Consider the following 26,976-nt stretch of genomic DNA (forward strand, 5'->3'; position numbering starts at 1 on the left):
AAACAAAAGCTTGAACTTTCAGAACGACTACATTCAAATATGCGTCATGAGCATGATGAAAATCGTTTACAAGTCTTGATTTCGGGATGTCAAATTGTTGTCTGAAATCAATTACATTGCATGCCTTAGAATATACAAACTCTGTTTTTTCACCGCTGAGCAGCTGCTTTAATAATTCCAGAACCGATTTAGTCGCCTGACTTGTTTCTACCAGCTGCCTGTCAATAAATCCTGCTTTATCTTCGTCAGTAAGCGGCTCGCTTCTCTTTAAGCGATTATACTTTATATTATTTATAAGATTGGCGTCTAACAACCTTTTCCATAATTCTTTTATTTTAGGATTGCTTTGAACGGATTTCTTTATAAGACCGTCGCTTTTATGAGCATTTTCCTCTTTTTTTACGAGAACCATGTTGTTATCAAGATTGTTGTCCGTTACAAAGTGCTGCGGATAAATATGATCAATATCATATTTATTGTCGTCAAATAGTTCGTTCAAAGGAATTTCTTCACCCGTATACATACATCTACCCGTTTGAGTAAGGTATAAATACATTTTCTTTGAACGTATAATTCCGCTTTCGTCCGCTTTTTCAATAACATCTTTCCAGTTTTTGGATTCATCTTTAATGTTTTTGTATAAATCAAGAAATTTTTTCTTTCTGGAAGTTGTTCTGTTCTTGTCTTTATCCGCTGATTTCTCGGCTCCTGACCTTGTAACTTCGACAAATATTCTGTCAGGAGCATGTCCCATAACATGAATAATTTCTTCGATAACAAGTATTGTTTGCCAAATCATTCTCTTGACGGGAGCACTGAAGTAATATTCACTCAAATCTTCAGGCTTGAATTCGGTAAGAGTCTTGTTCAATGTTTTTTTCTTCTTTTCCAATTCTTCTCTGAAAGTAAACCTGTCACTGTTTATAAGTTCCATTAAGTTGTACTGAGTGGTCCACAATGCCCCTATCAGACTTATGCTTTCATTTGTATATTTTTCATATCCCGGCAGCTCGATAAAACTTCTTGACACTCTTCCCCAATCTTTAAATTTAAGTCCGAGTATTCTTTTCATCTCCTGTTCGGTAAGTATGTCACCGTAATCCTTTTTTAATCTTTCTTTTACAAGTTTTTTGGAATCACCGTATATGGTCATTAATTCAACAATCTGCTCTGTTATTTTTTGGTATTTTTCTTCACGAAACTTCTCGCCGAATATGGCACTGAACTTACCGTATGTGCCGAAAGAAGGAAATTTAGTATCTTCATAGCCGTCTATTCCCGCAATTTCCTTCTCATCTTTTATCTTTCCCAGACATACCAGATAATTTGCAATAGAATTGTAAGTTACCTTTTCGCCTTTTTCATATAAGTTTTTATATATGTCCTGCTTCAGATCTACGTCAATCTTTACTCCGTTTATCTTTATGTTGTTAAGAATATTTAATAACGTAAATTTCTCATATATCAGAGATTCCTTCGGAACTACCTTTTCACCTTCTATGTACGTACATTTACGTATCAAGCGATCTATAAATATCTCCGCCGTCTTATGAATGTCTACCTTTTCTTCTAAATTCCACGGAAGAACTTCCCCGGAAGCCTTTCTTACAACCCATCCGTTACCGTTGTTTTCTGCACTTTTTTCGCTTAACGGTCCGATGTAGTACGGAATATGAAATGTAAACAGCTTAATTATCCGCTCGCTTACGGTAAGCCCGCTTTCATCCTTTTCTTTCAAAAACGGAAGATATCCCTCTGCATTTTTTAATATTGCTTTTAATTCCTTTTCATGAATTTGATTCGGTATTACTCCGTTAGATGCCGTAAGCTGTTTCGGAAGAAATGTTTCGTTATCCATTTCTGATTTTATTTTTTTAATTTCTTCGGTTTCTTCCAACGGTTTAAGCAATGCTTCTATCGTGTCGTACAAACATCTTCTCTCATCCTTTTTTTTATCCTTTTTGACATGTACCCTCCTTACCTTTTCTCCGCTGTTCTCTGACTTTACATATGCAGAATATGTACCCTTATCACAGCTTCTGAACATTTTGTTGTATGCGTCTTCACCGCACATATTCCTTATAACGGATTTTAATAATGTCAAATCGGCTTTGTGTTTTTCATAATCGGCTACACGGGCATCCGACAGATAATCTTTATCTCTTCGAATCTTTTTCAACAATGCAGCATCGTAAATCGCCTTGCCCGCTGCGATTATTTCATATTTTTCCTCTCCGATTTTTTCAATTAAAGCATCTGCCTGTTCGTCAAACTCAGCATCCTGAAAATCTATCTCTATCTTCTCTTTTTCATCTTCGAGTTCTTCCGCAATTTCCGGGAAAATGTTTTTCGCATCGGTTTTTAATCCGCAAATAAGCTTAACGAGCTCATTTTTTATTTTATATTCTTCATCTCCTTTTTTTATGTACATTATTTCACAGAGTTTTTTATGTTTCTCCATACGGGAACAATCTGTGCTTATAATGATTTTTTCAAACTCGTCCGTATCGAAATTCGAGAATTCAATGCCGGTTTCCGCCATGATTTTATTTTTAAAATCAAAATATAATTCTTTGATTTCTAAATCACCTTCTGCCGAAGACGCATTGCTTAAGAAGTGTCCTCTGTGTTTGAATATATTTAATATTGCAAGATACACAAGCCTGACATCATGCGGTTTCGGATTATGTATTAATTCGGATCTCAGATGAAATATCGTCGGATATTTTTCATAATAATTTTTATCGGTATAATTTTCGTCGTTAAACAATACATTATGACCGTATTCTTTGTCTTCTTCCCAATATTTACTGTTGTCCAAACGGGCGTAAAAGTTCGGATCGATTTCCTCTATCGCATCGGCAAAGTATTCTTTTAAATGGCCTCTCCTTACCAATTCTCTTTGGCGGCGGCGTCTTGCAATTCTTTTTATTCTTCTGCTTTCTGCGGTTTTCGCTTCTTCAAATTCGCGAATTCCCCAAAGATCCTTACCCTTTGCTCTTATTATGTTATATGATTTGTCCGTAACCGCCCAACCTACGGAGTTGGTTCCCATGTCCAGCCCCAAATAATATCCCTTCTTTTCCATATCATAATCCCTTTAAAAACAATTTTTATTGACTTTTATTATTTATTTAATTTATAATGATATATGAAATTACAAGTCGAGTTCAAATAAGGTTTAACCGTAATTGCGCCCTACGGGTGCCCGCATTGTGCGGATTAAGAGCTGTAAGAAATTACGGCTCTTTTTTATTTTCCGTATGCAATACATTGTTTTCCGACATATCAGTCATTGATATCCGCCGCGGCAATCCGGTTATTTCCGTTATGCCGTATCCGTTAATTTACATATCTGTCGGCAATGTTTTCTATTATTTCGTTTAAAGACATTTCTTTTTGATTATTTGTTTCAAATACCGTATGTTTTTGACCTTCATCCGACACATCATCTTTACCGTATAAGACTTCCGTTTTTCTGCCGTTCACCTTTATCAGCCATTTGTCACCGCCGCACAATATTGCCGTCTCAAACGGTGTATATGCAATGATTTTCAAGCCTTTGTGCAATATACATTTTTCCAATAAATCAATATTTATATTGTGCCTTCTGCATATACTTAAAACCATTGACATCTGTTTTTCATCGCCGCTGCACGCCTGCCTTAAAAGAATATTTCTTTTGCACTTGGGACACATAACCATCCCATCCGGAATGACTTTAGAAGCTGAAAAAACATCCGCATCGATATCTTTTATTTCTTCACACTGTCTGTCATGCACATATATGCTCAATATTGAATAGAAAAAGTTTAAGTTACTATCCTCCAGAAGATTTTTTTTAAGTCTGTTGCACGGATTGTCTTCATATTCCGCTTCCCCGCTCAAATCATTTCTTAAAAGCTTTATTCGTCCGTGAACTATTGACGCTTTATATCCCTTTTTATTAAGCCTTGACAAGTCAACCAGCTCTTTGGCGTTCTCTATGTTAAGTTCTCCTCCTTCTTCGGTATAAAGCGCCATTCCGTATTCAATACTGCGTCTGATTATTTTCCAATTTATGTTAAATGAAGTGTCGCTTATATATATGTCTCCGGTTTCCGTATCCACAAGTGCCATTATGCACTTAACGCAGCTTTTGCTGTGGAAATCCTCCGCAATAATTCCGCATGAGCAAATATTCTCCGATTTTTTCAGATTTTTACCCTTATCACCGTATACTATTATTCTGCTGTCGTATAGATCCTCCGCCCATGCAAAGTATTCCGCATTGTATTCTTCCGTCATTCTGTCGTATTCATTTTTATATATGACCTTGTGACTGTCGGGATTCATAGTACCATCTCCCTGAAATCTTCTTCGCTGATAATCGGTATCCCCAATTCCTTTGCTTTTTTATTCTTTCCGGTTAAAGAATTAATATCATTATTAATCACATAACTTGTATTTCCGGATACACTTCCGCTTACCTTTCCTCCGAGAGATTCTATATGTTCCTTTAATGCATTTCTGTTTTCATATGTGTTAAGAGAACCTGTTATGACAAATGTCTTTCCCGCAAGTATGTCGGATACGTTCTTTTCAGGTTTAACAATATTTAATTCATTCACCAGCTTAATATATTCATTGCGATTATCTTCATCTGCAAAGTATCCCGTAAATGAATCCGCAAGGACTTTGCCGAATCCGTCAATGTTTAAAAGTTCTTCTTCCGTAAGATTAAGCACATCAGTCGGATCGTCAATAATTTTACACAAAGCCTTAGCGTTAGAGACACCTATTCCGGCAATTCCCAGTCCGTATATAAGATGATACAGCTCAGTGGTTCTGCTGTTTTCGACGGATTCAATTAAATTGTTGTATGATTTTTCTCCAAAGCCCGCCATTGAGACTATTTTTTCTCTGTGATCATCCAAATGATAAATGTCGTGAAAATGTTTTATAAATCTTTCCTGTATGAATTTTTCGGCGGTCGCCTCGGAGAATCCGTCTATATTCATGGCGTCTCTTCCCGCAAAATGCACAAAGCTCTTTATGTGCTTGGCAGGACATTTCATATTTGGACAAATAAGAACTTCCACTCCGTTAGTATCATCTATTCGCGTACTCTCTCCGCAAACCGGGCATTCGGACGGTATTTCGAACTTTCCGGACTTTGTAATGTTTTTTGCTATTTGCGGAATAATCATATTTGCCTTATATACTTCTATTTCATCACCTATACCGAGTTTAAGTGATTTAATATAGCTTACGTTATGAAGACTTGATCTCTCCACGGTTGTTCCTTCCAATTCCACCTCATCAAAAATGGCAATAGGATTTATCAGGCCGGTTCTTGACGCCGACCATTCTATTTCTCTTAAGTGTGTGGTTGCAATTTCATCTTTCCACTTAAAGGCTATGGCATTTCTCGGAAACTTGGCCGTTGATCCCAGCGAATTGCCGTATTCAATATCATCAAACAGCAGTACCAGACCGTCTGACGGAAATTCATTGGTTTTAACTTCCGATTCCATTTGTTTTACATAGCTGTCTATGTTCATCCTGTCGACAAGGTGATAATCAACCACCGTAAATCCCTGTTGCTTAAGCCATGTAAATTCATAATCCCTGGAATTGTGATTATCTATATCTGCGCTTACAAGTGCAAAAGCATAAAAATATACATTTCTGCCTGCCGTTACTTCAGAATTAAGTGCACGAACGGAACCCGAACACAGATTCCTCGGATTTTTATATCTTGCCTGCATATCAGGTATTGATTCGTTTATTTTATTGAAATCCGAATATTTTATAACGGCTTCCCCACGAACGATAAGCTCACCTTTATATTCAATGGACAGAGGAATATTTTTAAATACCCTTGCATTTTGTGTTATTATTTCTCCGACTTCTCCGTTTCCCCTTGTAACTGCCTTAATGAGTTCTCCGTTATTATATGTAAGCACAATGGTCAGTCCGTCCATTTTCCATGAAAGGAGCGCTTTTTTATCTCCCACAAAGTTCTCAAGTTCATCTATACTCTTTGTTTTTCCGAGACTTAGCATCGGAGATGCGTGCCGCTCTTTAGGCAATTCGCTCATGACTTCATAACCGACTTTTCTTGTCGGAGAGCCTGACAGAACAATACCCGTCTTTTTCTCCAGTTCTTCCAATTCATCATACAGTGAATCGTATTCAAAGTTAGATATTTTCTCTATTCCGTCAACATAATATGCTTTGGCGGCATCATCCAGTATCGGAATAAGTTCCTGCATTCGTTTTATATTTTCCATTGAAGATTTTTTATCCTGTTCCTTTGTTTCCACTTTATATTCCTCTTAATTTTAATTTGCGTTACAGATGCATTTTTACGCGTCTTCCGTAAATTTTTCTGCGGCGGTTTCCAAAATATGTTGTTTTGATTTTAATAATTCATACCAAGCTCTTTTAATAATGTCTTATATTCTCTGTCACTAAGATTTCTGTATTTACCGACATGTAAATGTCCGAGTTTAATATTCATTATTCGTACTCTTTTTAACCTCTTAACACTGTATCCGAACGCTTCGCACATTCTTCTTACCTGTCTGTTCATTCCCTGGACGAGTACAATTCTGAACCTTCTTGTACTTTTTAATATTTTACCGTCCCAATCCGGTTTTTTATCTCTGTCGGACTTATCATAAATCGGCTCGCATTGACACTTAGCCGTTGTTTTATCCAACTCTCTTATGTATACTCCGTCCATCATACCTTTCAGAAACTCAGCCGTAATATCTTTATTTACATCCACCACATATTCCTTTTCATGGGAATACGAAGCCTTAAGCATTCTGTTCATGATTTCACCGTTATTGGTGAGCAATATAAGACCCTCTGAAGCCTTATCAAGCCTTCCTATTGGATAAATTCTTTTACCGTAATTAATGTAGTCGACAATGTTGTCTTTGCCCTGCTTATCTGTAGCCGTGCAGACGATTCCGACAGGCTTGTTAAATGCTATCAGTATTTTCTCTTCTTCTTTTATAATAGGTTTACCGTCAACACATACATCTGCGCCTTCATCGACCTGTTCACCCATTCCCGCCACTCTTCCGTCAACGGTTACACGCCCTTCTTCAATTAATTTATCCGCTGCTCTTCTTGAGCAAAACCCCATGAAACTAAGTAATTTATTTATTCGCATATGAAACCTCTGTATTAAAATATGTATTAAATATTATAACATTTTAAATGAAGTTCTTTAATTCTATTATAAAAATGTGTTACAATACGAAATGTCACTTATCGGTGAATATTTTGTATGTGTATGTAGCTTAATGGATAGAGCGTTCGCCTCCGGAGCGGATAGCGTGGGTTCGATTCCCATCATACACATTTATTACATACAGCCTTGCGGCGGAATATGGCACAAACGCAGTGTTTATGCCGTATTTCGCCGTTTTTATTATTTTAAAATTACCGTGTTGCGGCACAATATAACGTAAAAATTTCCCCATTTTTCCCCATAAAAACAAAAAAGCAGCCCCTATTAATCGGGCTGCTTTTATTTAATCAATCTTTCCTAATTTGTTAAACGCTTTAGGAAGAACAAGATCGTTATTCGTATAAATTCTTTTGCCGTTTTTCACCTGAATAAGTATACCGTATTCACCATCTTAATTAAGTATTTCTTCGTTTGTAGCTTTCCATTCGGATTTATCTTTGAGTGTGCTCCTAACAATTACTTCACAATCCATAGCTTTAATCATTTCTAAAAATGTATCTGTTCTCATACCGTTCTCTCGTAAACAAACTTATTGAACGTATAGAAATTCACAAGAACGAAAAGAAACATTCTCACAACAATGTTAAAGTGGATATTTACTTTACAGCGGTCGGATTGTTTGACATTCCGACCGAGCAGCAGATTATTGATACAATGGAAAGAATAAAACAGAAAAAAGCGGAGAAATCCGCTTAAATAAAGGAAAAGGTGTAACCCCCTCCTTTTGTCGGGATTACACCATAATTCCTTAAATACTGCCTTATTAGCCACGGGCTAATACCGGGTTGATTTTCACTTATTCCTTTTTAATAAATCCTTTAAAATCATTAACGGAAATAATAATAAACCTATTAAAAAAATCATTATTTACTTCTCCCATTTTTTTAAGAAACTATAAAACGTTTATACGATACTATTTTACTGTATTTATTATATACTTCTGGTTGTTCTTTTTTCAATATACTACTGTCAAATTTAATTGACTGTACGTCTTTATATGTGACTTTATCCGAACCCCGGATAAGAGTATCGGAACCTTGCATTAATTCAATGATTTCATTTTTAATATTGTTATTAAAGTGGGAATTTATCCTGTTTTAAATATAACGGGATATGATATTCTCATAATTATCTCTTTTTTAAATTTGTATCTGCGTGTTATTTACCGTTACTGTCCGTATCGTGATTGCTGCCGTGGCGAAGAAAGAAATGACCGTATTCCTTAGTTTTTATTATTTCAAATCTCTCAAACACAAACAAGTGTGTTTTTCCCTCCCAAAATAAAAAGCGTTGCAACCGATACCTGTTACAACGCTCTTTCCATAATCTGTTATTATTCTAATTCTGTTTCGCAACATCCACATCTATATTGACAAAATTATCACTCTTTATTGAAACGCCTTCCGGTACATAATCCGGGAGCCAGATTTTGAATGTTTTATCACTTGAAACGTCAGTCAGATTAATTGCATTTTCCGGAATTTCAATTTTTGTTATTCCGTCTATCACATCATCATTTCCCTGAATCGTTACTTCTTTCTGTGAAGGCGTAATACTGTTTACAACATATCCGCTTTGTACACTTCCCGTTGTGCCGTATGTTAACGGTACTGTTTTTACCTTTTGAATATTACCTTCGATTTTAACGGTATTTCTTGAAAGTATAATTGACGGATCGTTTATGACATCACCGTCTGCATCATATGCCGATATTGTCATGTTTTCGGATATTTTCTTAGTGTTTTTTACGTCAAATCCTTCAGGAAAAACAGCTTTTACTGCAGATACCCTGCTTATTACATCAGCTTTGCCGGAAACGGTAATGCTGTCAAAGGGCAGCTTAAAGTCTGTAAGAACATGATCTGTTGCCTTCAAACTGTCGGCATCAAATTCCAAAGGAAATGTCTTTATTTCTTTATTGCCTATTCCCATTATTACAGATGAGGTGTTTGGCGTTACTATGATATCTTTGACTTTTTCACCGTCTTTTACAATGCTTACATCTATGTCAACGCTGTTTGTAAACATATTCAGGTTATTTAAGTCTGCCGTCGCAACTATATCGTTAGATTTAATGTTGGATACCTTGCTCTTTGGCCCGGTTATGTTTACCGATATCTTTCCTCCGTTGAGTATCTCGTATGAATATCCTTTATCCGTGACGCTGTTTATGTTGGTTAATTGAACCGATACATTATTTAATGTAACGCTGACTTCGCCGTCATATGTATTGGCAAGTGTTATCCATACGATAACTGCGACTACAACAGAAATGATTTTAAGCCACATATTATTAAATATATTTTTCTTCATATTTATCACACTTCGGTTTTTATATCTCTTTCTATTTTATTGTTGTAGATTATCGGGTTAACACTTCCTGAATTGCATCTTAAATATTCAAGCATATGATAGAGATTTTCTCTTTCCACATTTCTCTTAATCATTCCGCCGCAGGAGACTGCAACCTTTCCCGTTTCTTCGGATACGACTATTACGAAAGCATCCGTTTCTTCACTCATTCCGAGGGCCGCCCTGTGCCTCGTTCCCAGTTCTTTACTGACATTTTGATTTTGCGACAAAGGCAAATATGCCGTAGCGCACACTATTCTGTCTCCCTCAATTATTACGGCGCCGTCATGAAGAGGAGTATCCTTTTCAAATGTATTGATAAGCAGTTCACTCGATATCTTGCCGTCAATCTGTATTCCGGTCTTAATATACTCATCGAGCGAAATTTCCTGACTTATAACCATTAACGCCCCGGTCTTTACGGCGGCCATATCATATGTGGCATTTACAATTTCAAATATTGACTGTTGACTGAATCGTTCATATGAATCACTGTTTTTAAACAACCCGCCTGTTTTAAAGAATCTGAGTCCAAGCTTTTCAAGAGCTCTTCTTATTTCAGGCTGAAGTAATATTACAAACGCAATAAGACCCACATCTATGGAACGCTTAACAATCCACCATATGGTCCTCATATTTAATATGTAAGCTATAAATATAAATATGATAATTACGGCAACACCCTTAAGCATGGACCAGGCTTTTGTACTTCTGAGCCATATTATAATTCTGTATATCAAAAACGACATAATGCCTATTTCTATAATATCCACAACGGAAACAGACGGTATGTATATTCTTGATATGTAATTATCAAAAAATGTAGTTAATACGGAAAACACAATTATTGCTCCTTCTTCTTATCTTTGTCTTTTGTCTTTTTAGCATTAATATGTGTTACTTTTATATTGTCAACGGATACCTTAATCTTAGGTACTGCTTTTACGTAATAATAATAATAATCATCATCTTCAAATACCACTTTTTCGGTCTTAAGATAGGAAGCATTAAATGCAAAGACACTGCTCATTAAGCCAATCAATAACGCAATTCCCGTTTCTATGATAAACATAACAATAGGCGTTTCCACTTCCCAAATAAAATTCAATATTACTATTAAGAATAATTGAATAACCGTACCCACAACCGTGGCTATTTTCCATGCATAATTTACACTTGAATTTCTAAGCATTCCGACTACTATTATTATTACGGTAAATGATGCCATAATAATAAGCATGTCTTTATCGGTAATAATATCTCTTACGGCAAACAGAGCATTGGTACCGTTTCCCATAATATCTCTTGTGAGACTTAACTCAAATTTGCTCACGCTTTCCATTATGTAATATATCAATATACCTATGTTAACGGCAAAAACGCAGGAAATCGGAGCATATAAAGCAACAACAATAGGCAGTATATACGGTACCTTTAATGCAAAGCAAAGAACCGTAAGAAGAAGGATATTTAAAGCTTTTGGGGCAAACCGGAACAATATAAGATAACTTGTTATAAATATGAACAAAATTACTACACCGAGTTCGGTGGATATCGCAAACATATGAATGATAACCACAGCTCCGATTATCAGCAGCTGCACATAATTTTTCCCGAATGCTCCTGCAAATGAGATGCCCACTATCACTATCGGCATACATAATACGGATACAAAGCCTATCATATATGTAACAACGGACAGAGATAACAGCAAAACCGTGAATCTGAACAGGAATCTTATTATAGAATCATGCTTTTCATAATATTTTAGAAATTGCTCTCGTATCTGTAATAAAAAATTCATTGACCGGTCGTCTCCTCGCTGTTCATTGATTCTATGTAATTTCTTCTGTTCAGATATGTCCTGAGCTCTGAAACTTTCAGATAATATCTCTTGGAATAAATCGCAAATGCGATAAGTATAAAAACCCCTTCCATTATTGTATATATCGTAATGTCATAAAATTTACGGAATAATAACAACGGGTTATTCATAAAATTAATAAGGCTGTCTGCTATATCACCGAATAAAATGGTATATATAATTCTGCATAAAATATAAGCTATCGTTGTTGAAATAACAGTCCACAAAATGCCTTGAAAAACATATGAGCTTTTCTTGATTTTTGAAAGCTGCTCCGCATCTTTTCCTGTTTTTTTTTCATACATTGCAAGCTTTGTCTGTATTATCAGTTTATTTTTATTCATAAATTAATCCACATTTTCAAGAAATTGTATGTATTTAATATTAACATAATTTATGAGTATTAAAAAGGAGGAATATAAAGTGTGATTTTTGACGGTTTTTAATTAAATTGTACGTATAACATTCTTCCGAAATATAAAAGAGAATATAAAAAGCTCAAATCTCTGTGAAATATAACATATTTACCGAGCAACCGGTAAATGTATGATATCTCACTCAGATTCGAGCTTTTAATTTATGTATTATATTTAAAAATTATTCTTCCCAATTATGATATACATTCTGAACATCATCGTCTTCATCAAGCATCTCGAGGAGCTTGTTCATGTTTTTAATATCCGTTTCATCCGTAAGTGTAACGTAGGTTTGAGGTATTCTTGTTATCTCAGCGGAAGCAAATGTAATTCCCTCTGCTTCAAGCGCTTCTCTTACGGTATCAAAATCATTTGGGTCTGTTAATACTTCATATGAGTCCTCTTCTTCGATAAAGTCAAGGGCGCCCGCATCCAAAGCAGCCATCATAAGCGTATCCGTATCGACATCACACTCTTCTTTATCTATTATAAGCTGACCTTTTGTATCGAACATAAATGATACGCATCCCGGAGTACCGATATTGCCGTGGCCTTTTGTAAATGCGAATCTGATGTTTGACGCAGCTCTGTTTCTGTTATCAGTAAGAGCTTCAACTATTATTGCGGTACCGTTTGGTCCGTATCCTTCATATACAATACTCTCTAAATCCGCTTCAGATGATGAAGCAGCTTTTTTGATACTTCTTTCTATGTTATCGTTTGGCATATTGTTTGCCTTAGCCTTTGCAACAACCTGACGAAGCTTGGAATTGTTATTTACATCCGGACCGCCTTCTTTAACCGCGATAAGTATCTCTTTTCCTATTCTTGTAAATATCTTTCCCTTTGCTGAATCGTTCTTCTCTTTTTTGGCTTTAATATTGGAAAACTTTGAATGTCCTGACATAATTCTCTCCCGATAAATAAAAAGCTTCCATATCTTACAATATGGAAGCTTAATAATATACGATATGTGTTAAAAGGTATAATAAGCTTAACCTTCAGTCTCTATCTATAATTACTTACGAATACCAAGCTTAGCAATAAGCTCACGATATACTTCAAGATCTTTCTTCTTAAGGTAATCAAGAAGACCTCTTCTCTTACCAACCATCTTTAAAAGACCTCTTGTTGAATGATAGTCCTTCTTATTAACCTTAAGATGCTCTGTAAGCTCCTTAATTCTTGCCGTAAGAATGGCAACCTGTACTTCAGGTGAACCTGTATCTCCCGGTTTTCTTGCATATTCGTTAATAATAGCCTGTTTCTTTTCTGCTGAAATCATAATAATCCTCCATTTATTCTTGTAACACCTGATATTAAGCACAGGTGGATAAATCCTAATGCTGAATATCGGTTATAAACAACTTCACGAGTTTATCATATAAATATATATATTTCAATAGCGTATATTAATATTATTTAATAATAAAATCTGAGATCAGTATGCAGTGACAGTCGTTATGTCTTTTTATTTATATTGTGTTTATACAGTAATAAGATTTATCATCTTATTTTCAGAACCAAAATTTAGGATATGACCTTCTGTGCGATAAATTGTTGATTATAAGAGCTAAAATTACAATTACAACCGAGCCGACAAGTATGGGCATAAATATGTATGACCATCCCAAAGGTGTCGGATTTAACATTACAACCAACGGATCCGCCCCAGCCGGAGGATGCGTTGTTTTTGTCAAAACCATTATTCCTATGGCGGTCCCCACACACAAAGCCGTTACAATAACTGAATTACCGAACAGTGTTCTAAACAATATTCCTATCGTAGTTGTAAGAACATGTCCTCCTATTATATTTCTCGGCTGTGACAGAGGTGCCGCCGGCGCGGCAAAGGCAAGCACGCAACTTGCGCCGAACGGTGCGGCAATCCACGGCGAGGAACTTATATGCGACAATATCAGCAGAATAAATACAGCGGAAAAGCCTCCTATAAATCCAAATATACTGTCATGTAAACTCGCCTTTAATGTAGACCTTTCTTTCGTCAACATTTTCTTTAAATAATTCATCGCCCCTTTTTCAATATTACCTCCGTTTTTTTCTGATATATTTTGACAAAAATATTTCGTAATGCTGTTTTCGAGTGAAAACTACTCGTCCAATATTTCTTTTGCTCTTATTATGTCATTCGCTATTGCGTCCTTTAATTCTTCCAAAGAGTCAAACTTCTCTTCAGGTCGTATCATTTCGATTACATCTACTTTAATATCCGTGCCGTAAAGTTCTCTGTCAAATGACTCATCCAAAATATTACTCTCAACGCTTACGGCTCCGATGTTAACATCACCCATATTCTCCACCGTCGGTCGAATTCCGATATTGGTTACCGCATCGTATATATTGTTTCCTATGTGTACTCTTGTGGCATAAACGCCGAAAGGAGGAAGCGCCTTATAAGCCGCAGGATAAAGATTGAGTGTGGGAATTCCGATTTTATGTCCGAGTCTGTTGCCTTTTGCAACCCTGCCGAACAATGAATAGTCATGCCCCAGCATTTCCCTTACCGTCTTCATATTCCCTGATTTCAAATTTTCTCTTATGGATGTGGAACTGAGTACGTTGCCTTTTAAAATATATGTCGGCTCTATATGTACGCCGTAATTATATTTTTTTGAGAGTTCCGTAAGCAATCCAATATCGCCTATTCCCTTATATCCGAAAGTAAAATTTTCTCCTATGCAAATATATTTCATATGAAGGGACTCAGTCAAAATACCCTTTACAAAATCTTCAGGCGACAAATGCATGAGCTCGTCCGTAAAATGACATTCTATAAGAATATCGACTCCCCTGTCCTTTAAAAACATTCGTTTTTCTTCTTTTGTCATGAGGTATTTTGTTGTTTTTGATAAAGAGCTCGGCATATCGATAAATGTGATTACAACACTTTTTAAATTGTTTTGCTTTGCAAGCTCAACCGTTTTGTCCACAAGTCTGCAATGCTCTATATGAAAACCGTCAAACTTCCCGAGAGTCAACGCCGTCGGTTCAACGCAAATTTTCTTAAATTCCGATAAACTGTCTACTACTAACATATCACACCCTGCTGCCGTCATACAAAAATACTTTTATTCTGAGAACATCATCCTTTCTTTCGTATATTCCCATGAATTTTCCGCAAGAATCATACACCCTTGCCGTACTTATATTCTCAAAAGAATCAAAATCACTTTCTTTTATCATATACTCGGCAATCTTGTTGCCGTTGTAGAGTAATTTTGAATACTCTTCTTCTATAATTACTTTTCCCAAATCCGAAAACGGAACTTCCGGTTTTATTAATACGGAATCAATGTTTCCGTCCTTAAAAATTTTTTCCAATTCCGAAAGCTTTATTGTCTCGGATATATCGATATTGCCGGTAAATGTCCTTGTCAGCTTGCTCATACAGGCATATGAACCTAAAGCCCGTCCCAAATCGTCAATAAGTGTTCTTATATAAGTTCCTTTTGAGCATTCAACTCTTATACAATATTTTTCAACTATTACGTTTCCGATTGTCTCGCGAACATTTTCCGATATATTTTCCGCATCATACATTGAAATCAATTCTTTTCCCAACAATTCGATATCATATATTTTTATGGTTCTCGGCTTTCTTTCTACCGTCTTTCCCTCCCGTGCAAGTTCATAGAGATGCTTCCCGTTTTGTCTTATTGCGGAATACATGGGAGGAATCTGCTCTATGTCACCCCTGAATTCGGATAATACTTTTTCCGACAATTCCGGTGATTTCATGTCGGATTTATTATATCCCCCGCAAAGCAGGTTAACATCTTTGTCGGTTACCGTTCCCGTTACATCAAGCGTATCGGTGGCAAATCCCAGTATAAATTCTGCAATATATTCTTTTTTGCTTCCCGCAATATACTCGCTTAATTTCGTGGATGAACCTACACATATGGGAAGCACGCCTTCCGCCATCGGATCTAAAGTCCCCGTATGTCCTACTTTTTTCTGATGAATAATACCTCTTACTTTGGCACATACATCAAATGAAGTAAATCCCTTTTCTTTATATATCGGTATTATTCCGTCCGTCACATTGTACCTCTTTTACTTTACGATAACTCTTTTTCCAAATATGCCTCTATGTCCTGTTTAATCTTATTAATGCCGTCAAATGTTGAAAATCCGGCTGCACGCATATGTCCGCCGCCGCCCTTACTTATGGCATATTTACTTACATCCGCATATTTTTTTGACCTCATGCTTACTTTATTCATTCCGTCCTGTACGGGATAAATAAATACGGCAACTTCAACTCCCTTTATTAATCTGAGTTGTTCTACTATGCCTCCCAAATCCGATGCCTTTACGCCTGCGGATTCCATGTCTTCGACGCTTACATATGAATATGCCGCAGATCCGTTAAAGAGAAGCTGCGTATTCTCTATGGCCTTTGCAAGCGCTTTGGTCTGAGTAAATGTTCTTTCATAGAACACGCCGTCTATAATTTCACTGAAATCAAATCCGTAATTTATAAGCTCTCCGGCAATTTCCATTGTTTTTTGTCTTGTTGCTGCATACTTGAAAACGCCGGTATCCGTGACCAATCCGGTATACAGACATTCAGCCGTTTCTTTATTGAACTTTGCGTTATCCAAAGCTCCGTAGAGAACTTCACATACGGACGGTGCAGTGTCGTCTATATGGCTGTAAGTCGCAAACGGCTCTCCCGTAGGTATATGATGATCGATATTTACCGTCACGGATGCGCCGTCAAACAGTCTGACAAAGGGCTTAATTCTCTCCTTTACGGAACAGTCCAGCACAACAAACATATCCGGACTGCTTCCGTCGTCTTCGGTTATTATACTGTCAAATCCGTTTAAATATGAAAATTCTCCCGGTTTACCGGTCAAATACGGCACAACCCTTATATCAGGATAGTTATAAGATATATAATTATACAATGCCAAAACCGATCCGATGCAATCACCGTCAGGATTAATATGACCGGTTATTCCGACACTTTTAACGTTATGTTCATTAATAATATTATCGATTTTTATCATGGTAACCTTTCTAATCCGAAACGAAATATATTATTCGTCTTTTTCGGATTCATCATTTACTGATTCAGATTCCTTTTTTACATCGTCAATAAGCTTAGACATTCTTACACCGTATTCAATTGAGTCATCGGGTATAAATTCAATCTCCGGCGTATTTCTTAAGTTAATCGTTTTTGCAATTCTTGTTCTGATAAATGCCTTCGCGCTGTTTAAACCGTCAATTGTTTCATTTAAAGCGTTATTATCGCCCAAAACGCTTATATACGCTTTACATGTCTTTAAATCAGGCGCAACATATACGTCCGTAACACTTGTAAGACCGCTTATTCTCGGATCTTTTACCTCATTGCTGATTATATTGCTGAGTTCCTTACGGACTTCATTGTTTATTCTTATATTCTTTATACTGTTTTTTCTCATTTATTCACCTGTCAGAATAGCATATTCATATTAGTTTGATTACTCAAAAAAGGCTTTATCTGTTTAGATAAAGCCTTTTTAATTGATGTTATTGTATCACAAATTTTATTATCTTGGTATCTCAACCATTTCAGAAGCTACCACAATGTCGCCCTCTTGTATATCTCCGAATTCCTCAAATACAAGACCGCACTCATATCCGCCCTTAACTTCTTTAACTTCATCTTTAAATCTCTTAAGCGAAGCTATTTTTCCGTCATAAATAACCTTTCCGTCACGAAGGATTGTACAAAGTGCCTTTGCCTTAAGCTTTCCTTCCGTAACGATTGAGCCTGCAATATTACCGACTCCCGAAGCTTTGAATATCTGTCTGATTTCGGCTCTTCCTATTTCCTGTTTTTCGAAAATAGGCTCAAGCATACCGTGAAGGGCCGCTTCAATGTCGTTAATGGCATGATAGATTACGCTGTAGAATCTGATATCCACGTCTTCGTTATCTGCCGTAGCCTTAGCCTGATTGTCAAGCTTAACACCGAATCCGATAATGATTGCATTGGATGCGGAAGCAAGAATAACATCCGATTCACTTATGTTTCCGACACCGCTGTGTATTATCTTAACAGCAACTTCTTCATTTGACAGCTTTTCAAGACTTGTCTTAATGGCCTCTACGGAGCCCTGTACATCAGCCTTGATAATAAGATTGAGTTCTTTAACCGTTCCGGCCTTTATCTGATCGAATAAATCATCAAGAGTTACTCTGTGCTTAGATTCATCAACCATTTTCTTCTTCTCTTCGGAAATAAATGTATCGGCAAAGTTTCTTGCTTCTTTTTCATTTCCGAACGCCATGATAATTTCACCTGCGTTAGGGACTTCGTTAAGACCGAGAATCTCAACAGGAACAGACGGTCCCGCCTCCTTAACGCTCTTATCCTTGTCATTAATCATAGCTCTGATTTTGCCGTGACTTGAGCCGGCTGCAACGGAATCTCCCACATGAAGAGTACCCTTTTGTACAAGAATTGAAGCAACAACTCCTCTGCCCTTGTCAAGCTCAGCCTCAATAACAATACCTCTTGCCATTCTCTTTTTGTTGGCTTTAAGCTCTAAAACATCTGCCGTAAGCATAATCATTTCAAGAAGGTCGTCAATTCCCTCTCCCGTACGTGCCGAAACAGGACAGAAAATGGTTGTGCCGCCCCATTCCTCAGGAATAAGTTCATACTCCATAAGTTCCTGCTTTACTCTTTCAATATTTGCAGTAGGCTTATCAATCTTATTAACGGCAACAATTATTTCAACACCTGCCGCTTTTGCGTGGTTTATGGCTTCAACAGTCTGAGGCATTACGCCGTCATCCGCCGCTACAACAAGAATTGCTATATCAGTGGCTTCCGCACCTCTCATTCTCATTGCCGTAAACGCTTCATGTCCCGGTGTATCAAGGAATGTAATAAGATCTCCGCCCTGAGTTTTAACCTGATATGCACCGATTTTCTGAGTGATACCTCCGGCTTCCTTATCCGTAACATGTGAATTCTTAATTGCATCAAGAAGTGATGTCTTACCGTGGTCAACATGTCCCATTACGGCTACTACAGGAGGACGCGGAGTAAGCTTGCTTTCATCATCTTCATCATTTTCTTTTAAAAGTTCGGCAATTACGTCCACCTTAACTTCATGTTCACATAAAACGTTATATTCAACGGCTATTTCTTCCGCTGAATCATAATCAAGTTCATCATTGATGGTAACGACCTTGCCCTGTAAGAATAATTTTTTAATGAGTGCCGCCGGCTGAAGCTTCAACTTTTCCGCAAGCTCTTTAACCGTAACCACGTCAGGAAGCACTATTGTCTTAATAACTTCTTCCTTTTTCTCCTTCTTAGGTTTAATATCCAATGCGGCAATATCGTTTTCTCTGTTCTTTCCTTTGTTTTTTTCCTTATCTTTGGAGAATTTTGTATTATTGTTGTTATGTTTTCTTGAAACATTTTTTCCGTTTTTTGAAACTAAATCATCTGAAGGAGCCGGCTTTCTGTCGTTATTCTTTCCGATTCCGTTTCTGTTGGAGTCAAACTTACCGTTTTGATTTCTGTCTCCGAATTTTTTATCTCCGCTGTTTCTTCTGAAATCACCGTTATTTCTGTTATCTCTCTGACCGTCTCTGTCCCTGCCTTCGCCGTTTCTGTTTTCCGGTTTGTTTCTGTTATCGGGTCTTGTTCCGAATTTTTTATTATTGTGATTGTAACCGTTCTTCTTTTCTCCCGATACATTTTTACCGTCAGTGTTATTTGAACGATCTGTGCCCGATACCTTTTCTCTGTGTTTGTTATCGGCGTTATTTCTGTATTTTTTTTCTCTGTCTTCGGATATATTCATTTCTGTCTTATTATTTCTCTGCTTACTGTTGTTGAAATCAGTTTTTTTATTATCCTTTTTTACATTTTCATTGTTCTCATTTGTCTGTGATTTGGAGGCTGATCCAAATTTACTGCGCACTCTTTTTACTTCATCATCGGTAAGACCGCTGAAATTAGTAAAATTCTTGCTCTCTGTACTTAAGTATGCACATATTTCCTTTGACGGGATGTTTAATTCCTTTGCGATTTCATGTACTCTCATCTAATCCCTCCCTGTTCACCTTGAATATCCATAATTGCTTTGGCAAAACCCGAATCAAGCACAGACACTGCCGATCTGTATGATTTACCTATTATTGCACCGAGTTCTTCTTTATTTTCTTTTACTTTAATTAACGGAACGCCGTAATATTCACATTTGTTGGTAAATAATTTATCAGTATTTTCCGAAACATCATTTGCAAGCAATATTGCATATGCTTTACCGGATTGTATATCTCTTATACACGTATCCTCACCGCTTGAAAGCCTTCCGGCTTTTGCGCATATTCCAAGTATTGACTTGACGGTTTTTACTTTTTTCGGTAGACCGTCCGCCTTCATTCGTATCACCTCTTCCGTATAAACAGCTCTTTACTCCATGTTGAGAAGTCTGTCTTTAATTTCATCCGGGATATTAACATGCATCTTAAAGGCTCTGTCAAATCGCTTTTTTTCCAATGCATTTTTTATACACTGACTGTTCCTGCAAATGTAGGCGCCATGACCGTTTACTTTCCCCGTATCGTCTATAACCAGTTCTCCGTCCGGTGTCTTCACCACTCTGAATAAATCAGCCTTATCCTTTTTTTCGGAACAGCTTATGCATATTCTTTGTTTTATTTTCTTCTCTGTCATGGAAAACTCCGCAATGTTTATTAATTATTCTTCATTTGCATCAGATTCGTAATCTGTATTTTCAAGCTCTTCCTCTGTGTCAAATTCAGCTTCGTTATTAATCTGTGATTCACTCTTAATGTCTATGCCGTAATTTGTAAGCTTAGCCGCAAGTCTTACATTCTGACCCGCTTTACCGATTGCAAGTGAAAGCTGATCGTCCGAAACAATAACTCTGGCTTTCCTTTCATCTTCATCGACTTCGATTTCCAATACTCTTGCCGGACTTAAAGCATTCTTTATAAGCCTTACGGAATTGTCGCTCCATTCTATTACGTCAATCTGCTCGTCACATAATTCCGAAACTATTCTCTTAACTCTTTCACCGTTTTTTCCCACACATGAGCCTACGGCGTCAACATCCTCATTTGTTGAACAAACAGCCATTTTGGTTCTTGAACCGGCTTCTCTTGCTATGTTCTTAATAACAACGGTGCCGTCCTGTATTTCCGTTACTTCTTCTCTGAAAAGCGCTTTGACAAATTCCGGAGTGCTTCTTGAAACCTTTATATATATTCCGCCTTTACCCTTGTTGTCCACACTTACAACCACAACGCGGATTCTGCTTCCCACGGTATATTCTTCGCCCTTTACCTGGTCGCTTCTTCTTAAGTTTGTCTGTGATTTACCGATATCAAGAAGAACGTTTCCTCTCTCGTCTATTCTCTGAACGGTTCCGGTAATAAGAGTTCCTTCCTGACTTTTGAATTCATTATATAATGCATTCTTTTGTTCTTCTCTTATCTTTTGAACTATTGCATTTTTTGCGTTTTTAGATGCAGTTCTTGTAAATTTGTCGGTAGGAAGCTCTATTGTAATTTCATCTCCTACTTGAGCATCCGGAACGTATTCACGAGCTTCTGACAAAAGCATTGTGGAAATTGTTTCCAATCTGTCGTCATCGGCATATTCGTATATTTCATCATCAGGTATAACAACTCTTTTAGCATAGATATGGAATTCGCCCGTAATTCTGTCAACTTTAATAATACAGTCGGTATCGGTTCCGTATTGTGACTTGTATTCTTCAAGAAGAGCCTTTTCAATAGTATCAAACATCACATCTTTGTCGATTCCGCTTGATGTATTGAGATCGTCAACCGCCTCAAGTAATACCTGCTCCTTGCTTTTTTTATCCTTGCCGCTCTGTGCCTTTGCCATCATTATCTCCTTAATGTAAATGTAATAAGCATTGTTTATTTCTTTTCAACATATGCAAGTCTTATTCCTGCGATATTGTTTCTTTCAAGTGTTAATTCTTCAGAAGATATTTCATCTTCTATGACAAGTTCTTTTTCGGTATATGATTTCAGTATACCGGTAAGATTTTTCATTTTATCAACTGCCTTGTAAAGGCTTATATCTACGAGCTTTCCTATTGAACGCTCATAATCCTTCTCTTTTTTTAAAGGTCTTGTAAGTCCCGGTGAACTCACCTCAAAAATATACGGTATATCAATAAATTCTTCCCTGTCCAGGATTTCATTCATTGCACGGCTGAATGTTTCGCAATCCGTAATGGTAACTCCTTCCGGTTTGTCGATATATATTCTTAAATAGTCTTCTCTTCCTTCTTTTACAAATTCTACATCGATGAGTTCAAACCCCATCTCTTCCGCAAGCGGCTCTGCATATTCTTCTGCTTTCTCTTCGTATAAAGATACTTTGCTCATATTACCTCCTTTGCCGTATAACGCAAAAGGAGTAAACCGGCTTATTGGTTTACTCCTTTCATGATTATTTACTTTAAGTAGCTTGTAGGGGAATCGAACCCCTGTTTTCGCCGTGAGAGGGCGACGTCTTAACCCCTTGACCAACAAGCCTTATGTTCCTGCATCTATATGCTCTACGCGACTGCCTATTTACTATATATCACAAGCAATATAAATGCAAGAACTTTTTTAAAACTTTTTAAGTGTTTTTAATTTTATACAAAAATCACCCTTTAATTACATAAAAATCCATTTTGTTTATGTAATTATTAACGATGATCTTGAGAAACATACAGATTATTGTCTAATATAAATTCATATACGCTTTTTGACAATATTCCCGGCGATATGCTTTTTTTATCACATATATCATTTCTGATTTTTGTTGAGCTTATGGGAAATCCCGTTATTGGCATTAACCTTATATCCGCATTGAATTCTTTTTTCAGCATACGAATATGGTCGCTTATCGTTCTAATGTCATCATTTTCCCGCTGCCCCACAAGAAATATTGCATTTGAAAGTATATAATCCGCGTTTCTCCATTTTTCAAGATACATCAGAGAATCCGAACCTATAATAAAATATATTTCAGCTCCGGCATACAATAATTTTAATTCTCTTATTGTGTCTGCGGTATACGTTATTCCTTTTCTTTCGGCATCTAACATTGATATCTGCATAAAATCTCTGCTGCTGTTCTTATCAAACATCCCGCCGCATAAATCCCTGTTATAATCTTTTATACACAGGTCAATCATCTCGGCTCTGACCGATACATCCAATAAATCATCTTCTTTTTTATAGTATGTACGTGCTGTAGGCATAAGAAGTACCGTATCCGGTTTATATGTTTCATATGCAGCCCTTGCCAGTTCAATATGACCTAAATGAATGGGATTAAATGTTCCTCCCAAGACACCTATTTTCTTATACATTTCATCTCCCGTATACTAAATAAAACTTTATCGGATATCAATATGCCGCTTTATATCTGTTCTTATTGTTTCTGAACGGTTTGAGTATAAATTTATCAAAGATTATTCCGACTCCGACTCCGACGGCAACCTGCACAACGGTATGGAAAATCAGAAAATAAAATGTATCCGTATTAAGAGAAGGATACAGGAATTCTCTCATATAAGACGCAAACAGATTATGGACAATAAGAATATACAATGTATATTTCCCGATTGTCTTTAATATATTTACCGAAACAATGCCGTAATTATTCGCAACATAAGAAGCAATATAATATACAATAACAATACCTGAAACCGCTCCGACAACACCCAATCCGTATATATTATAATTTCTTATTGCCAATTCGAAGCTTCCTTTAAAAATCATATACAACCATACAAAAGCCAACGGAAAGTAAAATATTTTATTTTCATTAAGTAATTTCAATATATTGTATTTTTTGAATATAAAACCTATATAGTAAAATACTGTCGCAAACATTGCTATGTCAACATACCATGGAAGCCATACGGATGAGGAACTTATTCCGTATCCCATAACGGATATACAAAGCGCTGCAATGCCTCTGTAGATCTCATTTTTAAATATTGTACTTATTATCAGGAATAATACTCTTACAACAAAAAGCATTATAAAGAAATATTCTATTCCTATTGGTTTAAACTCATTTGAAAGATTTCCGTATAGAGGTGAAGCAACAAGGAAATCCTCAATTTCATATCCCATGAATAAAACTTTAAACGCCGAACATATTGCGTAAGGTATAAGCAGATTCTTCGCCGACTTAAGAATTTGCATTCCGAGTGAATTATTTGAATTATCCTTAAAGAAAAATCCCGAAATAAAAATAAATGCAGGCATGTGGAAGCTGTATATGTACATTCTGAATTCAGGATCTATAAGACGATAATGACCTATTATCATAAATATGATCAAAAAGGCTCTTAAAACATCAATGGATATGTCTCTCTTCTTACCGCTGACGGACGTATTACGGGATATTTTCCCAATGCTTCGGTATCGTATAATAAGATTCTTTATTATGTTAACAAGCCATACTATAAGCGGTATGGATATATATGATAAAAGGATTCTCGAATACCCGTTATCCGGAAGTCCTACGCCTTTTATGATATCTGTAAATAACCATTGCTGTGTTTCAAGTTGAATAAGGTGTACGCACATAAATATAAGGCTGTTTCTGCCTATCCACTCAAGCGGCGCAAAACTTCCTATTTTCTTTGATACGTAAATTACCGCATAGCTTGCGGCAAATGCACATACGAAGCCCAAAAATATGTCCTTCGTGTTCGCTCCGACAACATAAAATGATGATTTCAGATAGAAATATCCAAATGCGGAAATTATTACGGAAACAATAAATAACGCAAACTTATTGACCTTACCGAATATAGCCGGCTTTTGTTTTGCTATGTATCCTGCATACATAAACGGCAATGCAAACATTGCCGATTGTATACTGAACGGAAGCCAAATCTGCTTTGCCGTAAGATATGCAGCCAGTGCCGTTCCGACGGTTACTGCGCCCTGTAAATATGTATTCCTTATCAATCGTTTTATAATTGCAAAAAATAAAACCGCGAAAAATAAAGCGGGAAGAAGCCATATGACGCCTATTCTTCCTCCCAAGTCCATATCTCCGAACTCGGTTGACGTACCCGACGCCCATATGCTTCTTGTAAAATCATCCGCAATTTTTCCGGTTATAGATGAGATTGAATCATCTCCGTGAATGAGCATGACGATTATGTCTATAATTATTATTGCAAAACACGTAATAAAATACGGGAGCATAAAACTTTTAAATTTCTTTGCGACATTTTTGGCATTAAGGGGAACATCCTTAAAAAGATAACCGCTCAAAATAAAAAACACAGGAAAGTGAAACAGAAAAACTATGTTATTAATCCAATTCACGCCGAAATGCCCGGCGATTATCGATAACATACATATTCCCCGGGCAACATCTATCCAGCCTACTCTTCTTCTCTTTGTTATCATCGTATCATCAGACATTTAATTCTATCTTTCTCTTTTTAGGATCCTTATTAGGCTTATAAAGTACGGCCTTTCTTCCTATCACCTGAACAAGTTCCGATGACGTTCTCTCGGCTATAAGTCTCGCAACTTCTTTCGGATCTTCCGGTGAATTCTTAAGTATATTAATCTTAATAAGTTCTCTTGCTTCCAATACTTCCAATAAAGCTTTTGTCATCTCCGGTGTAAATCCTTCTTTTCCAAGTTGGAATACGGGACTTAAATTGCTTGATAACTTAATTAAATATGCTCTCTCTTTACTTGTCATAACAACTCTTCTCCATCTCCTTCAAAGTATTCAAAATCAAGATAGTCGCTTACTCTGACTGTATCTCCCTCGGAAAGTCCGAGTTTCTTAAGCTCCTTAATAATTCCGTTTTGTTCCATAAACTTCTGGAAAAACAGGAATCCCTTTGTCGAATCCAAATTTGTATAACCTAACATTCTTTCTACCCTCGGACCGGATACGCTGTATGTAGATTCATCAATTTTTTCAACATAGAACGGCTCATCTTCACCGCCGCTGAATTTAGAATCCAGATCAATTTCGGGAGTAAATTTAAATTCTTCCTTAGGCATTTTTTCAAGTATGCCGTTTACTTCATATAATAATTCCTTAACTCCCTGACCGGTAACGGCGGAAATCGGATAAATCTTCATATCCTGACCGTACTTCTTCTTAATATCGGAAATTCTTTCGTTTAGTTCGTCTTCCGTAAGGCAATCAATTTTATTGGCCGCTATAACCTGTGGTTTGTCCAATATTGAACTGTCATAGTTATATAATTCTTTATTAATCTTCTCTATGTCATCAACAGGATCTCTTCCGTCGATTCCCGCTATGTCAACAATGTGAATAAGCAGTCTTGTCCTCTCTATGTGGCGAAGGAATTCAAAACCCAGCCCGGCTCCGGACGCCGCGCCTTCTATAAGACCCGGAATATCCGCAATTACAAAACCTTTTGCTCCTTCCACATCAACAACTCCCAGATTCGGATCAAGAGTTGTAAAAGGATAGTTTGCTATCTTAGGCTTTGCCCTTGTAACTGATGATAAAAATGTGGATTTACCTGCATTAGGGAATCCCACCAGTCCGACATCGGCTATGAGCTTAAGTTCCATTCTTATCCACAGTCCCTTAGCTTCTCCTCCCGGCTGCGCATATTGAGGCGCCTGCATTGTTGAAGTGGCATAATTCATGTTTCCTTTTCCGCCTCTTCCGCCCTTAAGAAGAGTTATCCTGTTATTGTCACCTGACATGTCGGCAATTACTTTGCCGGATTCGTCATCATAAATAACCGTTCCCTCCGGTACTTTAAGAATAATATCTTCACCGTTTTTTCCCGTGCAGCGTCTTTTTCCGCCCTCTTCTCCGTTAGCGGCTTTATATTTTCTGTTAAATCTGAAATCACCTAACGTATTAATGCCTTTGTCTACTTCAAAAATGACATCTCCGCCGTTTCCGCCGTTTCCGCCGTCCGGTCCTCCGTTTGGCACATATAATTCTCTTCTGAATGAGACATGACCGTCTCCGCCTTTTCCTGATTGAATATAAATTCTCGTTCTGTCTGCAAACATAA

25 protein-coding genes and 2 tRNA genes are annotated in these 26,976 nt (G+C 36.9%); 2 read left to right on the forward strand and 25 right to left on the reverse strand.

What is annotated here, in order from left to right; genetic code table 11:
- From cas9 to ACYQ1N_RS04465, 4 genes are all read right to left on the reverse strand, one after another.
- On the reverse strand, positions 1–3,088 hold a 3,088-nt coding region (gene cas9, locus ACYQ1N_RS04450), incomplete at its 3' end, for a type II CRISPR RNA-guided endonuclease Cas9 (RefSeq protein ID WP_459833240.1).
- 254 nt (positions 3,089–3,342) lie between these two features.
- Positions 3,343–4,335, reverse strand: coding sequence for a hypothetical protein (locus ACYQ1N_RS04455; RefSeq protein WP_459833242.1), 993 nt, complete (start codon positions 4,333–4,335; stop codon positions 3,343–3,345).
- A complete protein-coding gene (gene ligA / locus ACYQ1N_RS04460) occupies positions 4,332–6,275 on the reverse strand; it encodes an NAD-dependent DNA ligase LigA (protein WP_459833412.1) in 1,944 nt (647 codons plus the stop codon). Before ligA ends, ACYQ1N_RS04455 begins: the two co-directional genes overlap by 4 nt.
- Before the next feature lie 131 nt (positions 6,276–6,406).
- Positions 6,407–7,168 carry a pseudouridine synthase gene (locus ACYQ1N_RS04465; protein WP_459833245.1) on the reverse strand — a complete coding sequence of 254 codons (762 nt, stop codon included), beginning with the start codon at positions 7,166–7,168 and terminating at the stop codon, positions 6,407–6,409.
- A 119-nt stretch (positions 7,169–7,287) separates the two neighbouring features.
- On the opposite strand from ACYQ1N_RS04465, the gene ACYQ1N_RS04470 reads away from it, so the two are divergent.
- A tRNA-Arg gene (locus ACYQ1N_RS04470) sits at positions 7,288–7,359 on the forward strand.
- Positions 7,360–7,741: 382 nt separating this feature from the next.
- Positions 7,742–7,945: a DUF4368 domain-containing protein gene (locus tag ACYQ1N_RS04475; RefSeq protein ID WP_459833248.1), complete on the forward strand. Its 204-nt coding sequence runs from the start codon at positions 7,742–7,744 to the stop codon at positions 7,943–7,945.
- Positions 7,946–8,587: 642 nt separating this feature from the next.
- Here the strand turns inward: ACYQ1N_RS04475 and ACYQ1N_RS04480 are convergent.
- The 21 genes from ACYQ1N_RS04480 to obgE form a co-directional block, all read right to left on the reverse strand.
- Complete coding sequence (locus tag ACYQ1N_RS04480) at positions 8,588–9,562, reverse strand: CdaR family protein (RefSeq protein ID WP_459833251.1); 975 nt, start codon at positions 9,560–9,562, stop codon at positions 8,588–8,590.
- Positions 9,563–9,567: 5 nt separating this feature from the next.
- Complete coding sequence (gene cdaA / locus ACYQ1N_RS04485) at positions 9,568–10,443, reverse strand: diadenylate cyclase CdaA (protein ID WP_459833254.1); 876 nt, start codon at positions 10,441–10,443, stop codon at positions 9,568–9,570.
- Between the two features lie 2 nt (positions 10,444–10,445).
- Positions 10,446–11,405, reverse strand: coding sequence for a hypothetical protein (locus ACYQ1N_RS04490; protein WP_459833256.1), 960 nt, complete (start codon positions 11,403–11,405; stop codon positions 10,446–10,448).
- Positions 11,402–11,809, reverse strand: coding sequence for a hypothetical protein (locus tag ACYQ1N_RS04495; RefSeq protein ID WP_459833260.1), 408 nt, complete (start codon positions 11,807–11,809; stop codon positions 11,402–11,404). The genes ACYQ1N_RS04490 and ACYQ1N_RS04495 overlap by 4 nt, the downstream gene beginning before the upstream one ends.
- A gap of 253 nt (positions 11,810–12,062) precedes the next feature.
- Positions 12,063–12,788, reverse strand: coding sequence for a YebC/PmpR family DNA-binding transcriptional regulator (locus ACYQ1N_RS04500; RefSeq protein WP_459833262.1), 726 nt, complete (start codon positions 12,786–12,788; stop codon positions 12,063–12,065).
- A 111-nt stretch (positions 12,789–12,899) separates the two neighbouring features.
- Positions 12,900–13,166, reverse strand: coding sequence for a 30S ribosomal protein S15 (rpsO, locus tag ACYQ1N_RS04505; protein ID WP_459833265.1), 267 nt, complete (start codon positions 13,164–13,166; stop codon positions 12,900–12,902).
- A 232-nt stretch (positions 13,167–13,398) separates the two neighbouring features.
- Entirely contained in the window at positions 13,399–13,911 is a 513-nt protein-coding gene (locus tag ACYQ1N_RS04510; protein WP_459833267.1) for an HPP family protein, read from the reverse strand.
- Positions 13,912–13,992: 81 nt separating this feature from the next.
- The gene (locus ACYQ1N_RS04515; protein ID WP_459833269.1) at positions 13,993–14,937 is read right to left on the reverse strand and encodes a bifunctional riboflavin kinase/FAD synthetase; all 945 of its coding nucleotides are present in this window, start codon (positions 14,935–14,937) and stop codon (positions 13,993–13,995) included.
- Position 14,938: 1 nt separating this feature from the next.
- Complete coding sequence (gene truB / locus ACYQ1N_RS04520; RefSeq protein ID WP_459833272.1) at positions 14,939–15,946, reverse strand: tRNA pseudouridine(55) synthase TruB; 1,008 nt, start codon at positions 15,944–15,946, stop codon at positions 14,939–14,941.
- Between the two features lie 17 nt (positions 15,947–15,963).
- Positions 15,964–16,920 (reverse strand): DHH family phosphoesterase, encoded by a 957-nt coding sequence (locus ACYQ1N_RS04525; RefSeq protein WP_459833274.1) that lies wholly within the window; start codon positions 16,918–16,920, stop codon positions 15,964–15,966.
- Between the two features lie 30 nt (positions 16,921–16,950).
- Complete coding sequence (gene rbfA, locus ACYQ1N_RS04530) at positions 16,951–17,340, reverse strand: 30S ribosome-binding factor RbfA (RefSeq protein WP_459833277.1); 390 nt, start codon at positions 17,338–17,340, stop codon at positions 16,951–16,953.
- A gap of 108 nt (positions 17,341–17,448) precedes the next feature.
- On the reverse strand, positions 17,449–19,968 hold the full coding sequence (gene infB, locus ACYQ1N_RS04535) for a translation initiation factor IF-2 (protein WP_459833279.1): 2,520 nt from the start codon (positions 19,966–19,968) through the stop codon (positions 17,449–17,451).
- A complete protein-coding gene (locus ACYQ1N_RS04540) occupies positions 19,965–20,309 on the reverse strand; it encodes a L7Ae/L30e/S12e/Gadd45 family ribosomal protein (RefSeq protein WP_459833281.1) in 345 nt (114 codons plus the stop codon). Before ACYQ1N_RS04540 ends, infB begins: the two co-directional genes overlap by 4 nt.
- Positions 20,310–20,339: 30 nt before the next feature.
- Positions 20,340–20,603, reverse strand: a complete 264-nt coding sequence (rnpM, locus tag ACYQ1N_RS04545) for an RNase P modulator RnpM (protein ID WP_459833283.1) — start codon at positions 20,601–20,603, stop codon at positions 20,340–20,342.
- 24 nt (positions 20,604–20,627) lie between these two features.
- Positions 20,628–21,803, reverse strand: coding sequence for a transcription termination factor NusA (gene nusA / locus ACYQ1N_RS04550; protein WP_459833285.1), 1,176 nt, complete (start codon positions 21,801–21,803; stop codon positions 20,628–20,630).
- A 35-nt stretch (positions 21,804–21,838) separates the two neighbouring features.
- Complete coding sequence (gene rimP / locus ACYQ1N_RS04555; RefSeq protein WP_459833287.1) at positions 21,839–22,315, reverse strand: ribosome maturation factor RimP; 477 nt, start codon at positions 22,313–22,315, stop codon at positions 21,839–21,841.
- Between the two features lie 78 nt (positions 22,316–22,393).
- A tRNA-Glu gene (locus tag ACYQ1N_RS04560) sits at positions 22,394–22,465 on the reverse strand.
- A 158-nt stretch (positions 22,466–22,623) separates the two neighbouring features.
- Positions 22,624–23,292, reverse strand: coding sequence for a nicotinate-nicotinamide nucleotide adenylyltransferase (locus tag ACYQ1N_RS04565; protein WP_459833290.1), 669 nt, complete (start codon positions 23,290–23,292; stop codon positions 22,624–22,626).
- Positions 23,293–23,329: 37 nt separating this feature from the next.
- On the reverse strand, positions 23,330–25,375 hold the full coding sequence (locus tag ACYQ1N_RS04570; RefSeq protein ID WP_459833292.1) for an acyltransferase family protein: 2,046 nt from the start codon (positions 25,373–25,375) through the stop codon (positions 23,330–23,332).
- Positions 25,368–25,664 (reverse strand): YhbY family RNA-binding protein, encoded by a 297-nt coding sequence (locus tag ACYQ1N_RS04575; protein WP_459833294.1) that lies wholly within the window; start codon positions 25,662–25,664, stop codon positions 25,368–25,370. Before ACYQ1N_RS04575 ends, ACYQ1N_RS04570 begins: the two co-directional genes overlap by 8 nt.
- Positions 25,661–26,974 (reverse strand): GTPase ObgE, encoded by a 1,314-nt coding sequence (gene obgE, locus ACYQ1N_RS04580; RefSeq protein WP_459833297.1) that lies wholly within the window; start codon positions 26,972–26,974, stop codon positions 25,661–25,663. The genes ACYQ1N_RS04575 and obgE overlap by 4 nt, the downstream gene beginning before the upstream one ends.
- Between the last annotated feature and the right edge of the window lie 2 nt (positions 26,975–26,976).

The organism is Howardella ureilytica (assembly GCF_054657495.1).

Coding starts and splice junctions, on each gene's coding strand:
- rbfA (WP_459833277.1), bottom strand. CDS start 17,340: ATGAGAAAAAACAGTATAAAGAATATAAGAATAAACAATGAAGTCCGT.
- ACYQ1N_RS04570 (WP_459833292.1), bottom strand. CDS start 25,375: ATGTCTGATGATACGATGATAACAAAGAGAAGAAGAGTAGGCTGGATA.
- ACYQ1N_RS04490 (WP_459833256.1), bottom strand. CDS start 11,405: ATGAATTTTTTATTACAGATACGAGAGCAATTTCTAAAATATTATGAA.
- ACYQ1N_RS04480 (WP_459833251.1), bottom strand. CDS start 9,562: ATGAAGAAAAATATATTTAATAATATGTGGCTTAAAATCATTTCTGTT.
- ACYQ1N_RS04500 (WP_459833262.1), bottom strand. CDS start 12,788: ATGTCAGGACATTCAAAGTTTTCCAATATTAAAGCCAAAAAAGAGAAG.
- ACYQ1N_RS04525 (WP_459833274.1), bottom strand. CDS start 16,920: ATGATAAAAATCGATAATATTATTAATGAACATAACGTTAAAAGTGTC.
- ACYQ1N_RS04465 (WP_459833245.1), bottom strand. CDS start 7,168: ATGCGAATAAATAAATTACTTAGTTTCATGGGGTTTTGCTCAAGAAGA.
- rnpM (WP_459833283.1), bottom strand. CDS start 20,603: ATGACAGAGAAGAAAATAAAACAAAGAATATGCATAAGCTGTTCCGAA.
- ACYQ1N_RS04510 (WP_459833267.1), bottom strand. CDS start 13,911: ATGAATTATTTAAAGAAAATGTTGACGAAAGAAAGGTCTACATTAAAG.
- ACYQ1N_RS04565 (WP_459833290.1), bottom strand. CDS start 23,292: ATGTATAAGAAAATAGGTGTCTTGGGAGGAACATTTAATCCCATTCAT.
- nusA (WP_459833285.1), bottom strand. CDS start 21,803: ATGGCAAAGGCACAGAGCGGCAAGGATAAAAAAAGCAAGGAGCAGGTA.
- rimP (WP_459833287.1), bottom strand. CDS start 22,315: ATGAGCAAAGTATCTTTATACGAAGAGAAAGCAGAAGAATATGCAGAG.
- obgE (WP_459833297.1), bottom strand. CDS start 26,974: ATGTTTGCAGACAGAACGAGAATTTATATTCAATCAGGAAAAGGCGGA.
- infB (WP_459833279.1), bottom strand. CDS start 19,968: ATGAGAGTACATGAAATCGCAAAGGAATTAAACATCCCGTCAAAGGAA.
- ACYQ1N_RS04475 (WP_459833248.1), top strand. CDS start 7,742: ATGTATCTGTTCTCATACCGTTCTCTCGTAAACAAACTTATTGAACGT.
- ACYQ1N_RS04455 (WP_459833242.1), bottom strand. CDS start 4,335: ATGAATCCCGACAGTCACAAGGTCATATATAAAAATGAATACGACAGA.
- ACYQ1N_RS04515 (WP_459833269.1), bottom strand. CDS start 14,937: ATGTTAGTAGTAGACAGTTTATCGGAATTTAAGAAAATTTGCGTTGAA.
- ACYQ1N_RS04540 (WP_459833281.1), bottom strand. CDS start 20,309: ATGAAGGCGGACGGTCTACCGAAAAAAGTAAAAACCGTCAAGTCAATA.
- ACYQ1N_RS04575 (WP_459833294.1), bottom strand. CDS start 25,664: ATGACAAGTAAAGAGAGAGCATATTTAATTAAGTTATCAAGCAATTTA.
- ligA (WP_459833412.1), bottom strand. CDS start 6,275: ATGGAAAATATAAAACGAATGCAGGAACTTATTCCGATACTGGATGAT.
- rpsO (WP_459833265.1), bottom strand. CDS start 13,166: ATGATTTCAGCAGAAAAGAAACAGGCTATTATTAACGAATATGCAAGA.
- ACYQ1N_RS04495 (WP_459833260.1), bottom strand. CDS start 11,809: ATGAATAAAAATAAACTGATAATACAGACAAAGCTTGCAATGTATGAA.